Genomic DNA, 13,871 nt, shown 5'->3' with positions numbered 1-13,871 from the left:
ACTAAAAGTAGGCACATGTAGGAGAAGTTTTTTTGCAGATCTTCTCGTTCATCTTTTTACATTATTTAATTAAAAATTTGCTATAATAAAGAAAACCTTTCAAGGAGTAAACCAATGCGAAAAAAAATATCTTCCTTGCGGCTTAGTACATTATCAAGCGGGCTCATTCTCTTTGCTTTCTTTTTCTTGATTCAACAATTTTGGGAAATGGTTGTTTCTGACTTTGCACTTTTGCCTTCGCTGGCATTCATCCAAATTCTCTTGATGATCCTTTCAACCTTTCTCATTAGCAAGTTTGTTAAAAAACGCTCGTGGCGGCAAGTGCTTTTTGGCAGCTACCTATTCATCATCGGCTCGCTATTTTCTTTCTGGCTAGCAAATAATCCATTGGAGCTGCAAGCAGTCATTCTTTATATGATAGGCGCTTTTTTTGGCGGCATTCTTTGGGAATATTTGGCCCAGCGCTTGGCAACAGATCTTCTGGCCAAAGAACATGAACCTCGTTAACAGAGGTTTTTTTCTTTTTCTGATAGAAAAGGCAAACATTCTTCGTATATAGTGTGAAGGGGTGAAGAAGGTGCAGGATGAAGAAATCATTGAACGAATCAAAAAGAAAGACTATGCCGGCTTAGAAGAACTGTTAGCTGTTTATGGTGATAGCATGCTGAGGACGATTCATAGTGTCCTCTCCCAACCGCATGAAGTGAGCGAGCGCCAAGATGTAGCGAACGAAGTTTTTTACGAGGTTTGGCAAAAGATTGCTGCGTACCAACCAGAAAGAAGCCGCTTGATTACTTGGCTGCTTTTGATCAGTCGTAGTCGTGCGATTGACCACAAGCGGAAGTTGAACAAGCGCTCACTGGAAGAAAAACCTGTTGATGAGCAGGAACTAGCTATTGAAGAATCACCTTTGACAAAGGAAACCTTTTTGGGCTTTATTGAAGACCTTGAAGCCCTCGATCAAAGGATTTTTCTGCTCTACTATTTTTACCAAGAGTCACCCGAAACCATCGCAGAGCAGACGGACTTAAATGTCTCAGCAATCTACAATCGTCTTTCCCGTGGCCGCAAACGCTTAAAAGAAAGGATGACTATCGATGGATTTTAAACAGTTAGTCTTAAATGAAAACAATTCACTGACAAAGATATCTGAACAAGTAAAAGCAACAACTTTCGAGCTGTCCAAACAATATGTTTTCTTGCAAGATCTATTAGAGGAGCTTCAGACGCTTTTAGCAAAAGACGAAACGATTCTTGGCTATCTGCCTTTGACGCCAGATGGAAACCTCGCCTTCGCCAATCAAGGACTTGGTGCCTATGCCTATGCAACAACCGAGAAAGCAAAAGCATACCGTGACATCTTTCATGATACCCGCGGCAATCGTTTGTTAGTTTTCACAGAAACCCGCATGCTTTTTCTGGTCATCATCGACTATTTAGAAAGTAACACCTATTTCAGTTACCCCTATGAGACCATCAAGGCGTTCACGATCAAGCCAAGAAAGCTGATGAAGCACGAATCACCAGAGGATAAAGAACAATTCCATTGGGGCTATTTCGACTTTCAGGCAGGGACGCACATTTTCTCAGAAGTACTGACGAAAAAAGACTACGAATTATTTACGTCCTATCATGAATCGATCCCTGCACTCAAGAAAATTCCGATTCAAAACAAAGTTTACCGAGCAGCGAAATATCAGTATTTCCTGAGTAATTGGCATTTCAGTTTTCGCTTGATGACCGCTTTCAACCTGCTTTTCCTGCTGCTGTTTGTATTAATGATTCTCGGATTTTTCTTACACATTGGCCCACTGAAAGGATTTTATTATAAGGATCTGTTGGACATTGGTATAGTCATTTCCCTTTTTTATAGTAAGAACATCTTGCCATAAAAAAGGACTGCTGCTCCTTCCTAGGCATTTCTTTTATATCAATTGAATAAAGCACCAGATTTTCTAAAAAAGAGTACCCCTTGCAGGATTCAAGTCAAAATGAATGCTGCAAGAGGTATTTTTCGTCTCGGACTATTGGGATATTCCTAACCGTTCGTTTTTTCATTTCCTTTTGAAATTCTCAGATTTCTTGTGAACTTTTCAGAAGACTCCACTCATAATTTCATACATGCCTAATGGGATTATTTTTTCCTTCACGCTTGCTTTTTAGGAAGAAACGTTATGATGATTTTACTTGCTAGGAGGTGTGAAAAATCGAACTTATCGGACATTTGGTCTTTTGGATCCCGTTTTGTCTTTTTCTAGTGATTTGATCGTTTTTCATACAATGGCGGAAACGTTTCGTATCAACCCTTATTGCAGCGATCCCGGTTCTCTTTTTTATGGTAAAAATATTCAATTATCGGCACTATGAGCCGGATTTTATTTTCATCATCTATTTGGTCGGACTCTTCTTGTCATCGATCTTACTGATTGCAGCTGTCCGCCGACTGTCAAAAAAAGCCTAGACCTAGGGTTACTAGAAAACAAAGACATTGCTTAAATGAATATCAGTCTAACTTTAAGGTTCATTTAAGGTTCACGGACTATAGTCAATACGGACATAATAATTTAGAGCCTGTGCTAGCGGAAACTAGCGCAGGCTTGTTTGATTATTTATAGAAAATAGGACAAATCGCTAGCAGGTGTTGGGTAGGCAAAAATCATTTGGGCCAGCGCTTCTTTCGATAGCTGATTCTCCAACACAAAAACAAAGTGGTTGATCAACTCATCCGCCAATGCAGAAACAATCGTGACAGCAACGATGGTATCAGATGTGTCATAAACCAATTTGATTTTTGCCTCTTGATCATTGATTCGTCGATAGGTATACCAAGAAGAAAGATCCATCACCTCGCTATGATACTCTGAGGCATGATCGGCAATCTCTTGCTCACTGATTCCGACTCTTGCCAGTTTTTCCGCACCAAAAACCAGCGTAGGGATCAACGGATAGCGGATGGGTGTTTTCTGATCATCTATATGCTCGACAAGATAGGCGGCTTCAAAGCTGGCAACAGGCGTCAGTTTGGGCTGCTTTTTCGCTAGCACATCCCCGATTGCATAGATGTGTCTTTGACTAGTCTGCAAAAACTCATTTACTAAGATCCCTTGTTTTGACGTTTCTACTCCTGCCTTTTCCAGTTGCAGCTGATCGCTATTGGGTCTGCGTCCCGTGGCACCAATCACTGCTTCTACGGTTAGAGACAATGCTTGTGTCTGGATCGTATAGTGGTTTTGTTCTTTCGTGATTCGCTGCGTGTTCTGATTAAAGTGGAACGAAACGCCTTGGTCCTGCATTGAACGAACCATTTCTGCGGTTAATTCAGCATCAAATCCTTTTAGCGGCTGATCATTATGATGGATCACATGCACTTCAGCACCTGCTGCTTGAGCGATCATTGCCAATTCGAAAGTAATATACCCAGCACCTATGAAAGCAATCGTTGCTGGCATCTTTTCAAAGGAAAGAAAATCAGTACTGCTTTGTAAATGCTCCTTGCCGACGATTGGCAGTACGGCTGGACGCTGTCCTGTCGCAATAATTATTTTTTCTGCTTGAATCTCTTCTGCGTCCACGACGACCGTATGGGCATCACGAAAAGCGGCTTGTCCGTAGTAAGTAGTGATTCCTTCTGCAAGTAACCCTTGTTTGGTTGACTCCGGCACCCGGTCAGTATACGAGCGCTTAAACGCCATCAGTGCCGGCCATTCAATGGATACCTGCCCTTGAACGCCATTGCCTTGCATACGTTTCGCCTCTGTTTTGACTTCTACGCCTCGCATCAGTAGTTTTTTTGGATCGCACCCGCGGTTGGGGCACGTGCCACCCCATAAATCGGCTTCAACGATCGCCACTGTCTTTCCTTTGGCTTTTAACCCGTAGGCAGCAGCCGTTCCAGCTGGACCCGCTCCGATAATCAGTACATCCACCTTTTCCATCTGTCTCCTCCTTCTCCTAAAAAAAATATTCCTGCGCTTTCTCTTCCCTTCAAGTATAGCGAATCACGGTCAGCCGACAAAACAATTCGCCTTTTGCGGCTCCTACGAATGATCACAATCAGCCCTTGAAGTTGCGTTTGATGTGGTATACTTTTCTTGTCAGTTTAACGACAAAGGAGAATGAATGACTGTGAGTTTTAAACGTTTTTTTCAGCTCTTTCTTTTCTATTTTCTCTCGATTCTGGTGGCATATGGCCTGATTGCATTTCTAGCAGTAGATAACTTTTGGCTGGTGGTCTGTTTGATGACGATTGTCGGCTACCTCACCTTGGGTATCCCACTAACCTTATTGAGTTTAAAGAAGAAAAAATAAGACAACAGACAAAGACACCAGCAACTTTTCTAAGAAGCTGGTGTCTTTCCTCATTTATGCGATTATCCTAATACGATCTGGGCATCTGCCAATGCTTTTTCCACTACTTCCATCACCAGCTTGCTATGGGCAAGGCGTTCCTTGACAAAGGCGTGATCATTTTCGTGAATGGCTTGTGCAAAACGGGCAAATTCTTCAAACATACGATGACCGTGAACGCTTCGATCCTGATGGCTTTTTGCCCCATTGACCGGTTCAACGTCATAGCTGGCAAGCATATTCGTCGGCCCATTGGCGATGATCGATCCTTTCGTTCCTTGGATCGTTGAGCGAATCGTCGCTGTCGAATCTTTGGCGCCGATACAAACGACTTTTGTTTGTTCATAGTCTAAAAACAGCATGCCAGAAGTATCGATCCCCTCTTCGACATTAGCGAAATAGCGGACGCTTTTTGGTTTTCCTAAAAGCCCGACGACAAAATGAATATTATAGATATTGATATCCATCAATGCCCCACCACCCATTTTCGGGTTAAATGCAGGTAAAACGGTTCCCTCTTTGAATAAATCATAACGAGAAGAATACTGCGAATAGTTGCATTCAATCACTTTCAGCTCTCCCAATGTTTCAAGCTGCGCTTTGATTCCTTGGTAGTTGGCTAAATACTGATTCGTGATTGCTTCCATCAAAAGCACTTCGTGGGCAGCAGCCAATTCTGTTAATTCTACTAATTCTCGTGTCTGCAACGTAAATGGCTTTTCACAAATGACGTGTTTGCCAGCGAGGATCGCTTCTTTGGCAAAGGAATAATGCAAATGATTGGGCAATGCGACATACACGGTGTCAACGGATGGATCCGCCAAACATGCCCCTAACTCTGTGTAGACGGTTTGAATCCCGTATTGCTGTTTTAAGTGATTCATTTTCTCTAAATCATTTTCTGTCCCAAAAATAGCGGACAGTTCAAGCTGCGGGACATCCCCTGCCACCGTCAAAAAATCATGGACGATCATGCCTGCCCCTAAAATCGCTAAGTTCATCTTGCTTCCCCTTTTCTATCTTCTTGGATCATTTGTTTCAATACTTCGGTGATCACTTTATGATCCTCTAAATGGGCCAAACCTGACACACAGATAGCACCCGTGACATTTCTGTCTTCGATAATTGGAAAACCACCACCACAAATTGCATAATGTTCGTCTTGTGCCCATTTAGCAAATTGTATATCTCTATCTTTTTGCGCATAGACGTATAGTGAACTATGCCCGCTTTACTAGTACCGTTCGTTCTTTTCTTTCAAGCCAAGGGCTCTCTTTTCGCCCTGCCATTAAAAATCGAATGATCGGCAAGCCCTGATGAACAACTTTGATCCCTACCGGCTTCGGGTAGTTCCTTTTAACGTACTGATCGATGGCAATAACCAACCGCAATGCGAGGTCATTGTCAAAATGAGCAAACTGCAGCTGCTGTTCTTCTTGCAGGATTTCTGAAGGTTCGATTCGGATCAACTCCTTTACGTTGAGTCAGTTGATGCCTTCAGGCGCTTTGTTTGTCAAAAGCCCCATAATCACTCTGCCTTATGACTCAGTGATCACTTGATTGATGCCTGTTTCTAACATTTCGATTTGTAAAATCGTTTCTTCGTCTTTCACGATTTTCTCTTTGCCATGGATGATCGTTTCATAGACGCCCTCATACACACGGCTATAATCACCAATTTCAGAGATGACTTTTTCTTCATGGTAGTTCCCGTTAGCATCCATATAAGTTAGTGTGCCATAGTGCTCTGGCAAATCGATCCCAAAATCGGCATGATCTGGGAGATAAAACTGTTTTAGATGCTCTTCTTGTCGATCCTTGGTTTGTTTTACAAAAACGCCGTTTTCGCCATAAACGACAAAACTAGGCCGCTCTTTTAATCGGAAGTAACTAGATTTGACTGAGACTTTCATTCGACCATAAAACAGATCCAAATCGAAGTAATCATTCATGCGATTTTTTCCAAGCAATTGCCGAACCTCATAATGGACATCGTCTGGTTGTCCAAAATAGGAGATCACTTGGTCCAGTGTATGACAAGCGTGTCCGTACAAGTAGCTAGTATTCAATGAAAATTCGGTCACTGACCGTGGAATCTCTGGACGAAAATAATCATAATGCATCTCTACTTCTAAGAGATCTCCGAGCACGCCGCTTTCGATCACTTTTTGCGTGGTCAAAAAATCGGAATCAAAGCGGCGATTTTGATAGCATTGCACAAACAAGCCTTTCTCCTGCGCCAGTGCGAACAATTCCTTTGCTTGTGCCGAAGTTTCCGTAAAAGGTTTTTCGATCAAGACATTTTTCCCATGAAGCAAGACATCCTTGCCTAATTCATAATGCAAATGACTGGGGGTCGTGACCACAACTAATTGAATTTCAGGATCACGGTAGATATCCTCTAAGTCAGAGGTGTAATGAACACCTTCTAGTGTTGGCCAGGTCAGCTTTCCGCTTGGTGAATAGATCGTCTTTACTTTGATCTTATCCTGCAGCTTGGTTGAAAAAGGCAGATGGTAGCGATTGGTGCTTTTTCCGTTTCCGAGATATGCGATAGTTAACATTGTAACGCCTCCTATGAATTGATAGCTTGATTATTGCTGATATCCTTCGAAATGAGAAGTCTTTTGCCAAAAACAGGTTCTTTTGACCAGACTTTTTCGCAAACTGCTGAGTGGTTCTGAACATTTTTACCAAATTGACAAAAAGGTACAGTTTTTGCTTTTGGTTTTCTTTGTCCTAGGCTATGATTAGAAAGAGGTGGTTTGATGTTATTAGGAGATAAATTACGGCTTCAAGAAGGATTGACCAATACGGAGAAACGGATTGCCGATTATATTTTGCAAAATATCAATGATGTGCCTTCGTTGACGATTGAAGTCATCGCCAAGCATACATACACATCCCACTCTTCCGTCATTCGTCTAGCCAAAAAGATGGGGTATGAAGGATTTAAAAGTTTTCGCTTAGGTCTGGCTGAAATTGCCCATAATCAGATGTTCAACCCAACCTTTGTTGACGCGAATTTTCCCTTTTCGCCTAAGGATCAAACACCTGACATTTTGAAAAAAATGGCCGATCTAACGATCAACTCGATCCACAAAACCCATGCTCAGGTCGCTCCAGAAATGATGGAAGCAGTGGTGCAATCGTTGGAAGCTGCGCAACGGATTTTCTTATTTGCTCGCGGCGATTCTCAGATCCGAGCAAGAAGTTTTCAAAATAAGTTGGTCAAAATCAATAAGTATCTGATCGTAGCTGATGAATATGGGGATGATGCGTGGAATGCATCGAACGTCACGCAAAATGATTGTGCCGTGTTTATTACCTACCGTGGGAAAAATACGCAATACGAAAAAATCATGCAGCACTTTCGTGATGTCGGCGTACCAGTGATCGTGATTTCTGGAAACGCCCATGCGAAAATCATCCCATTAGCGACCCATGCGATCATCGCTTCTCATGATGAACGTGATTTTCTCAAAGTCGGCACCTTTTCTTCACAGGTCGCCTTTGAGTATATTTTAGATTCACTGTTTGCATTGCTGTATGCCAAAGAATACCAAAAAAATATTGTCGAGTTAAGAAAAAAACAAACTGTTTTGGAATCAGGGATTCTCTCAGAATACCCGTCAACTGAAGAAAAGAGGGAAATGAAATGATCAATTGGGGAATTATTGGTGCCGGAAATATCGCCAATCGCTTTGCTGCAAGTTTAGAAAATTTTCAAGACGCCCAGCTTTATGGGGTTGCTTGTCGTACGATGGAAAAAGCGCAAGCGTTTCAAGCAAAATTTCCGTGTGATGCCGTCTTTGATGACTACCAAAACCTATTAGATGATCCAACTATCGATGTCGTTTATATTGCTTTGCCGCATTTGTATCACTATGAATGGATCATCAGAGCCTTTCAAGCGAAAAAAGCTGTTTTATGTGAAAAACCAGCAACCTTGACTGCACAAGAAATGCGCGATGTACAAAAACAAGCCCAAGCACACGAAGCCTTCTTTATGGAAGCTATGAAACCGCGCTTCACGCCGGCGTATCGCAAACTAAAAGAACTTGTGGATGATGGTTATATCGGCGAGCTGACCAGTGTTACGACTACTTTTCGCCGCCATTTACCAGTCGAAGGCAGTTCTTATCATTATCTGCCAAAACAAGGTGGTGCTTTACTGGATATGGGGATCTATAACTTAGCCTTTATCCAAGATTTTTCACCAGAAAATTTAACTGCCGAATTGATCGATTACAGCCTTTATGAAACTGGGGTTGATACCTACGTTGAAGCACGCTTTGTCAGTGAAGACTTTGTTGCAGTGATTGAGACTGGATTTGACCAAACAAAAGAGACGGTGGCGGAATTACAAGGAACAAAAGGGAAAATCACGATCCCCAACTTCCATCGCCCCGCTTCTTTTACCGTGACGATTGACCAAGAGGACATGGTCTATGATATTGGGTACGAGATCGATGATTTCCATTCGGAGATTCAAGCAGTTCATACCGCTCTTGCACAAGGACAACTCGAAAATCCCCTGATGTCCTTAACGGATAGTATTGCCTGTATCGCTTTAGCAGATGAACTAAGAAGCTTGCTAGATGCGGAAAAAAAAGACAATTAAGATCATGCCCCATCGTTTTTGAATAGAACTGACCAGTGGCTACCACTCGGTCAGTTTTTTGTATCAAAAATTGAGCGCTTTCTTTGACGGTATCGAAATGGTTATATTATATTTATTGAGTATATTTTTATACAAACAAAAAAAAGAAAGGAAAACGCTTATGACTCCAGAAATTATTACGTATCTTATTTGTTTATTGACCTTCGCTTATCTAGCTGTGACGGTTTTTACTTTTGTAAAAAATCGTCGGACAGGTGACGGCTATCGCCTCCGTATTTTTTACGTGCTGGCAGCAGCACTCGTCTTTTTGCTTTCCGTTTATGCAATCGCTACCGGTCAAACCTATGACGACTTAGTGACATCGATAAATGATCTTTTTCAATAAAACAACGACGGCACGAACCCCTGCGGATCTCTTCGTTTGTGAACCTGTGGTTGAGGGAAGGATCAAAACAGAAACGAGCCAATGAAAGACTGCTAATCGATGGCTTTTCCATCAGGATCTGCTAAGCCGAATCAATGTCTTTCAATAAATGATGTCTGATTTTTTATGGAGGTGTGCATGCTCATTCAGCTTAAAGAAGCGAAGCTTTCCGATCTGCTTTCAATCTACTTGATACAAAAAGCGGCCTTCAAACCACTCTTTCTCCGTTATCAAGACAAAGAAACTTCTCCCTATTTACAAAGTTTCGAGAAGCTAAACGCAAAGTTTTCTGCGTCGAATACCACTTATTATTTAATCATGACCGCTCAGAAAACCGTGGGCTTTCTAAAACTGACGGTTGAGCAGGAACATACGACGAAGCTATCTTCCATCGCCCTTCTTCCCTCCTACGAGAACCGCGGGATCGGTAGACAAGCAATGACCTTGATTGAAAGGAACGTGCAAACAGATACGATACATTTGAATACGATCCTGCAAGAACCCAAGCTGGTTCACTTTTATCATTCTTTGGGGTATTCAGCAACAAGCGTATTTCAAAGCCCCTCTTCAGCAATCTGCTTTGTCTCCTTTACGAAAAAAATTGCTGCGAAATAAAAAAGCCATCTCGCCTTTCATCGGCAGAGGTGGTTTTTTCTATCAATTGCCATCCTTTACAGCAATCATTTTTATTGGTCCTGCAAGGTGTCATCGGTTTTTTTACGCAATCGCGGAATCTCTTTCACATTCATTAAATCTAAAAAGAAAGTGAACAATGGGATCCCGATGATCAAGCCCCACAAGCCAAAGAGATGTTCGCTAAGATACAGGAGAATAAACGTGTAAAACATCGGGATCTCTGTTTTATTAGCCATCAAGCGGGGATTTAAGATATAGGATTCCAACGCATGAACAAACACTATGATGAATAAAATGTAGATCACGTCATTAAATCCGCCGATAGAATAGGCAATAAACGTCAATGGAATACACGAGATGATCACACCAGCAACAGGAATCAAGCTGAGAAAGAAAATCATCAACGCCAAACTCAACAGCTGCGGAAAGCCCATCACCGCTAAGGCGAAGACAGTGATCGCTGTATTAACTAAGGCGATCACCAACTGCGTCTCGATCACATTTCCGAAAGCCCGCGTGAACTTAGCCCCTAAATAGTAAACATCTTCAAAGAACCACGCCCCTCGACCTTGCAAAAACAGCCGAGAAAACGCAACGGTCTTTTTGTTATCGATCATAAAGAAGAAACTAAGCAGAAAGGAGATCAGCACAGTCAACGCCAACTCACCGAAATTATACAGATAATTGATCACGACTAGAACGCCGCTTTGTAATTTCTGGATGTATTCGCTGGTTTGCAATAAATTCAAGACATATTCGATCAATTCATTATTAGAGTCTGTCCGTTGGTAGAAATCAGCAACGGAATTGACTAATTGGACGGATTGTTTGATGATGATGGGAACATAATTTGTTGCTACTAAATAAAGAATAAAGACAATCAGGCTGTAAGTCAGGATGCTCGTAAGCTTGATGGGCAGTCGGCTTTTTCGATGGAGCAAAAGAACCAGCCGATAAATCAGATACGTAAAGATAAAGGTCAGCAAAAGAATGGTCATCATACTGCGAAACAAAAAAAGAATGCCCGCAAGCATAAACAGGACCGTCCAGCGCCGCAACACAAGATTTTGAAGAAAAGCATTATAGTATTTCATCTGTAACTCCTTTATTCGTTGCAATGGAGCAACGAAGCATTTCAGTAGTGCCTAAGAATTATCTAATCATTAAACTATCCAAATAGCAAGAGATTTTATTTTTCTTAATCGAGCGAAAAAATGAAACAAAAAATCCTTAGAAGAATCGTTGCCTTTCTTCTAAGGAAAAGAGTTATTGGTAAACGGTCTTTCCTTCATTAACGGGTAAAACCGAGTTGATGGACAATAAAAAGAAGCTGGCAGCCAACAGATCAGCACTACCGCCGGGAGACACATTTTCTGACTGGCAGAAGGCTGCTAGTGCATGAAATGCTGGGTTCGGCAACGCTTGCTGATTGGCTTTTTGTGCGAGTTGCTGAACCAGTGCCAGTACCTCTTGATTACTGCGGTATAAAATACACGTATCGTCCAGCGTAGCGATGATCGCCAACAGCATGTGGAGTCTTTTTTTGGTCTCATTGGAACAATCCCGAGAAAAGTAATCTGCTAGAGCGATTTGAACATGAGGAAACCCAGCAGCAGCTTCCCCATACGCACCGAGATGTCCATATTTGGCTTGAACAGTTTTGCCATGACTTTCTGTTTGTTGAATCAGCGCACGATCAGGAAATGCAGTGAGAAGCTGGATGTCAGAAAAAACTTCTGGTAAAAAAATCCGCTGTTTGCGACTAAGTTGACTACTGACGGCGCTGATGAGCAAGCCTAATGCCCAGATGGCTCCTTTATGGGTGTTGATGCCACCAGTGGCTACCAACATCGCCTGTTCTGCCTTCCGACCGATTGCAGCGATTGCTTCCCGCAACTCTTGAGACATGCTGCTTCCCCAAGACACCAAGGCCATTTCTTCAAAGTATGGCGTCAATGCTCGAGCTGATCGCAGAAAGAGTGCTTGATCCATATCGTGATGGGCACCTGAATCAATGGCATCCACTAATCCCGGTTTTGGGGACAATGTCACTTCTGCAATCAAGGCTTCTTCTACCAATTGGGCGAGTCGTCGACAATTTTCTTCTACAGCTAATGCAAACATCCAACTCCTCCTCTAGTTTTTGATTTGACCTTTGATCGTTACCCATAAAACATGCAAAACATAGCTTGTTAAAAAACCACAGCTGGCAGTTGCCAAATAAGCGACGATGATCATGATGCCCATTGGCAGTTGCAGCAACAAATCTTTGAAGCATAGCAACAAGACTTGAAAGACAAAAACATTGGCAAGATAGGTCCGATACGCATAAGTAGACAGCCACTTAAACGTCCCTAACTGTGGGGCATTGTTTTTGATCATAGTTGACCCAAACATAAAAACTGCAAAAATCAATACTAAGCTATATAAGCTTTGCAATGTATTTAAATACGGTGCATGAGCGAAACTTAGATCACCTGCATAATGTAGCAGATGATTGGCAGATAATAGCCCTAATGCTAAGCCCACTGGCAAGAAAGCGTAGCGAATCTTGTATAGGAAGCGATAGACGGTTTCGTGATAAATCAAAGCGGCCTCGCCATAGATCCCGTAGATCACAAAGCTAAAGACAAACCGATCCAATAAATACCAGCTTTCATGATGCGGTCCTTCAAAAACTTGGCGATCATAAAACACATACCAAGCGACATACAAAGCAGTTGCGACGATCAATACTGGCCAAACAGCTTTTTTCTTCGTCAACACTTTGTAGCCTAACCAGACAAAAAACGGCATCAACAATTGGATCTGCAGCATCATGATCGTATACCATAAGTGTGGCGCCGCATCCCCCGTCACATATTTCAGTAAAAACGTTGCTGTGTCAGTATAAGGTTTTCCTTGTTGGACAGCGGGAAACAGCCATAAATAAGCCGTCGTCCAAAGCACATATGGCACGACAAGTTCAAAAAACTTTTCTTTCAAAAATTCTAGATAAGACAGATGTTGACTAGTCTTAACCATGTTATAAACAATAGCAAAAATAAACAGGGGTGCGGTAAATTTCACCAAGACATAAAAGGTACCGATGAATGCTGCAGTCTTTTCATCTTGGGTATTGGATAAGGCAAAAGTCAAAATCGTTTGCATCATTACTGCTGTCACGGCAAATACTTTTTGGAAATCACTGATGTTGATTTTTAAATCGTTGTTCTCAAACATGTTTTTCGCTCACTTTTCTAATAATTACCAAATCTCAGTGGTGAGTTTTGGCCCTTCGTCTGTTTTTACTAAGATTTTTTTTGATGGATGTTCCAAATACTCCTTTAAGGCAAACCCGCCTTGTTTTGTGATAACTTGAACATCGATCTGTTGAAAAAAGGCTGCCTGCTTTTCCAATAGTTCCAGTGGCAGCTTTTCTTTCGTGTCGGCATAAAGCAACAGATCTAAATCACTTGTCGGCTTGATTGCTGCCTGTTTTGCAGCCAATTCAAACCCCAAGCTGCCACCGATTCCCCAAGAATAGTGCTTCAATAAACGCCGTGCTTGTTGATAGTTGCGGTAAACTGGATAATTGGCTACTTCATTGAATCGGAAGCTCTCACGAGTGATCAATTCCCAAGGATGGATCGTTCGTTTGATCATGTTGCAGGGTGCCTCAAAGGCAAACCGTTCTTGCCGCTTTTCCCCGCGCAACCCCACTGGTAAATAGCTGGGGTTACGGGGTTTCCCACGACGAACGGTCGCAAAAAGCTGTTCTTTTTCAGAAAACCATCTGGGAATATCAATCATATCAAGAACTTCTTTATCTAATTGAACGATATCGTGGGCACGGTTCAT

Annotated in this window: 18 protein-coding genes; 9 read left to right on the top strand and 9 right to left on the bottom strand. The window is 42.1% G+C overall.

Features of this window, described 5'->3' with window-relative positions; genetic code table 11:
• The first annotated feature begins 114 nt into the window (after positions 1 to 114).
• The 4 genes from IGK14_RS08250 to IGK14_RS08235 all read left to right on the top strand — a co-directional run bounded on the left by IGK14_RS08250 (position 115) and on the right by IGK14_RS08235 (position 2,367).
• Positions 115 to 507, top strand: coding sequence for a hypothetical protein (locus tag IGK14_RS08250; RefSeq protein ID WP_010748336.1), 393 nt, complete (start codon positions 115 to 117; stop codon positions 505 to 507).
• 61 nt (positions 508 to 568) lie between these two features.
• Positions 569 to 1,108 (top strand): sigma-70 family RNA polymerase sigma factor, encoded by a 540-nt coding sequence (locus IGK14_RS08245; RefSeq protein WP_051095336.1) that lies wholly within the window; start codon positions 569 to 571, stop codon positions 1,106 to 1,108.
• Entirely contained in the window at positions 1,098 to 1,892 is a 795-nt protein-coding gene (locus tag IGK14_RS08240; protein WP_010748334.1) for a hypothetical protein, read from the top strand. The genes IGK14_RS08245 and IGK14_RS08240 overlap by 11 nt, the downstream gene beginning before the upstream one ends.
• A gap of 307 nt (positions 1,893 to 2,199) precedes the next feature.
• Entirely contained in the window at positions 2,200 to 2,367 is a 168-nt protein-coding gene (locus tag IGK14_RS08235) for a hypothetical protein (protein WP_438712009.1), read from the top strand.
• A 242-nt stretch (positions 2,368 to 2,609) separates the two neighbouring features.
• Here the strand turns inward: IGK14_RS08235 and IGK14_RS08230 are convergent, their stop codons facing one another.
• Positions 2,610 to 3,935 carry a dihydrolipoyl dehydrogenase family protein gene (locus IGK14_RS08230; RefSeq protein ID WP_154694491.1) on the bottom strand — a complete coding sequence of 442 codons (1,326 nt, stop codon included), beginning with the start codon at positions 3,933 to 3,935 and terminating at the stop codon, positions 2,610 to 2,612.
• A 184-nt stretch (positions 3,936 to 4,119) separates the two neighbouring features.
• On the opposite strand from IGK14_RS08230, the gene IGK14_RS08225 reads away from it, so the two are divergent.
• Positions 4,120 to 4,308: a hypothetical protein gene (locus tag IGK14_RS08225; protein ID WP_005226063.1), complete on the top strand. Its 189-nt coding sequence runs from the start codon at positions 4,120 to 4,122 to the stop codon at positions 4,306 to 4,308.
• A 62-nt stretch (positions 4,309 to 4,370) separates the two neighbouring features.
• On the opposite strand, the gene IGK14_RS08220 is transcribed toward IGK14_RS08225, so the two are convergent.
• From IGK14_RS08220 to IGK14_RS08205, 4 genes are all read right to left on the bottom strand, one after another.
• Complete coding sequence (locus IGK14_RS08220) at positions 4,371 to 5,348, bottom strand: Gfo/Idh/MocA family protein (protein ID WP_010748331.1); 978 nt, start codon at positions 5,346 to 5,348, stop codon at positions 4,371 to 4,373.
• Positions 5,345 to 5,533 (bottom strand): heme-binding protein, encoded by a 189-nt coding sequence (locus IGK14_RS08215; RefSeq protein ID WP_306453153.1) that lies wholly within the window; start codon positions 5,531 to 5,533, stop codon positions 5,345 to 5,347. The genes IGK14_RS08220 and IGK14_RS08215 overlap by 4 nt, the downstream gene beginning before the upstream one ends.
• Positions 5,534 to 5,567: 34 nt before the next feature.
• Positions 5,568 to 5,816, bottom strand: coding sequence for a hypothetical protein (locus tag IGK14_RS08210; RefSeq protein ID WP_228074171.1), 249 nt, complete (start codon positions 5,814 to 5,816; stop codon positions 5,568 to 5,570).
• A 69-nt stretch (positions 5,817 to 5,885) separates the two neighbouring features.
• Complete coding sequence (locus IGK14_RS08205) at positions 5,886 to 6,911, bottom strand: Gfo/Idh/MocA family oxidoreductase (RefSeq protein ID WP_005226060.1); 1,026 nt, start codon at positions 6,909 to 6,911, stop codon at positions 5,886 to 5,888.
• A 204-nt stretch (positions 6,912 to 7,115) separates the two neighbouring features.
• On the opposite strand from IGK14_RS08205, the gene IGK14_RS08200 reads away from it, so the two are divergent.
• The 4 genes from IGK14_RS08200 (at position 7,116) to IGK14_RS08185 (ending at position 10,010) form a co-directional block, all read left to right on the top strand.
• Positions 7,116 to 8,009, top strand: a complete 894-nt coding sequence (locus tag IGK14_RS08200; RefSeq protein WP_010748330.1) for a MurR/RpiR family transcriptional regulator — start codon at positions 7,116 to 7,118, stop codon at positions 8,007 to 8,009.
• On the top strand, positions 8,006 to 8,971 hold the full coding sequence (locus tag IGK14_RS08195; RefSeq protein ID WP_010748329.1) for a Gfo/Idh/MocA family protein: 966 nt from the start codon (positions 8,006 to 8,008) through the stop codon (positions 8,969 to 8,971). The genes IGK14_RS08200 and IGK14_RS08195 overlap by 4 nt, the downstream gene beginning before the upstream one ends.
• Before the next feature lie 160 nt (positions 8,972 to 9,131).
• Positions 9,132 to 9,356 carry a hypothetical protein gene (locus tag IGK14_RS08190; protein ID WP_005226057.1) on the top strand — a complete coding sequence of 75 codons (225 nt, stop codon included), beginning with the start codon at positions 9,132 to 9,134 and terminating at the stop codon, positions 9,354 to 9,356.
• A 177-nt stretch (positions 9,357 to 9,533) separates the two neighbouring features.
• Positions 9,534 to 10,010, top strand: a complete 477-nt coding sequence (locus tag IGK14_RS08185) for a GNAT family N-acetyltransferase (protein WP_010748328.1) — start codon at positions 9,534 to 9,536, stop codon at positions 10,008 to 10,010.
• A gap of 71 nt (positions 10,011 to 10,081) precedes the next feature.
• Here the strand turns inward: IGK14_RS08185 and IGK14_RS08180 are convergent, their stop codons facing one another.
• The 4 genes from IGK14_RS08180 to IGK14_RS08165 form a co-directional block, all read right to left on the bottom strand.
• Positions 10,082 to 11,125, bottom strand: coding sequence for an AI-2E family transporter (locus tag IGK14_RS08180; protein ID WP_010748327.1), 1,044 nt, complete (start codon positions 11,123 to 11,125; stop codon positions 10,082 to 10,084).
• Positions 11,126 to 11,297: 172 nt separating this feature from the next.
• Positions 11,298 to 12,155, bottom strand: coding sequence for a triphosphoribosyl-dephospho-CoA synthase (locus IGK14_RS08175; protein ID WP_010748326.1), 858 nt, complete (start codon positions 12,153 to 12,155; stop codon positions 11,298 to 11,300).
• Positions 12,156 to 12,167: 12 nt separating this feature from the next.
• Positions 12,168 to 13,253, bottom strand: a complete 1,086-nt coding sequence (locus IGK14_RS08170; protein WP_010748325.1) for an acyltransferase family protein — start codon at positions 13,251 to 13,253, stop codon at positions 12,168 to 12,170.
• A gap of 24 nt (positions 13,254 to 13,277) precedes the next feature.
• Positions 13,278 to 13,871 carry a malonate decarboxylase holo-ACP synthase gene (locus tag IGK14_RS08165; protein ID WP_010748324.1) on the bottom strand — a complete coding sequence of 198 codons (594 nt, stop codon included), beginning with the start codon at positions 13,869 to 13,871 and terminating at the stop codon, positions 13,278 to 13,280.

Source organism: Enterococcus sp. DIV0970a, assembly GCF_051711265.1.
In the GTDB taxonomy this organism is placed as follows: domain Bacteria; phylum Bacillota; class Bacilli; order Lactobacillales; family Enterococcaceae; genus Enterococcus_D; species Enterococcus_D casseliflavus.
The sequence above is the reverse complement of the archived record's forward strand: the minus strand, read 5'-3'. Positions and strand labels throughout refer to the sequence as shown.

What these genes read in the sequence shown, in the direction of transcription:
- IGK14_RS08195 (WP_010748329.1), top strand. Translation starts at nt 8,006, where the DNA reads ATGATCAATTGGGGAATTATTGGTGCCGGAAATATCGCCAATCGCTTT.
- IGK14_RS08190 (WP_005226057.1), top strand. Translation starts at nt 9,132, where the DNA reads ATGACTCCAGAAATTATTACGTATCTTATTTGTTTATTGACCTTCGCT.
- IGK14_RS08205 (WP_005226060.1), bottom strand. Translation starts at nt 6,911, where the DNA reads ATGTTAACTATCGCATATCTCGGAAACGGAAAAAGCACCAATCGCTAC.
- IGK14_RS08250 (WP_010748336.1), top strand. Translation starts at nt 115, where the DNA reads ATGCGAAAAAAAATATCTTCCTTGCGGCTTAGTACATTATCAAGCGGG.
- IGK14_RS08230 (WP_154694491.1), bottom strand. Translation starts at nt 3,935, where the DNA reads ATGGAAAAGGTGGATGTACTGATTATCGGAGCGGGTCCAGCTGGAACG.
- IGK14_RS08165 (WP_010748324.1), bottom strand. Translation starts at nt 13,871, where the DNA reads ATGAACCGTGCCCACGATATCGTTCAATTAGATAAAGAAGTTCTTGAT.
- IGK14_RS08220 (WP_010748331.1), bottom strand. Translation starts at nt 5,348, where the DNA reads ATGAACTTAGCGATTTTAGGGGCAGGCATGATCGTCCATGATTTTTTG.
- IGK14_RS08180 (WP_010748327.1), bottom strand. Translation starts at nt 11,125, where the DNA reads ATGAAATACTATAATGCTTTTCTTCAAAATCTTGTGTTGCGGCGCTGG.
- IGK14_RS08240 (WP_010748334.1), top strand. Translation starts at nt 1,098, where the DNA reads ATGGATTTTAAACAGTTAGTCTTAAATGAAAACAATTCACTGACAAAG.
- IGK14_RS08185 (WP_010748328.1), top strand. Translation starts at nt 9,534, where the DNA reads ATGCTCATTCAGCTTAAAGAAGCGAAGCTTTCCGATCTGCTTTCAATC.
- IGK14_RS08225 (WP_005226063.1), top strand. Translation starts at nt 4,120, where the DNA reads ATGACTGTGAGTTTTAAACGTTTTTTTCAGCTCTTTCTTTTCTATTTT.
- IGK14_RS08175 (WP_010748326.1), bottom strand. Translation starts at nt 12,155, where the DNA reads ATGTTTGCATTAGCTGTAGAAGAAAATTGTCGACGACTCGCCCAATTG.
- IGK14_RS08170 (WP_010748325.1), bottom strand. Translation starts at nt 13,253, where the DNA reads ATGTTTGAGAACAACGATTTAAAAATCAACATCAGTGATTTCCAAAAA.
- IGK14_RS08200 (WP_010748330.1), top strand. Translation starts at nt 7,116, where the DNA reads ATGTTATTAGGAGATAAATTACGGCTTCAAGAAGGATTGACCAATACG.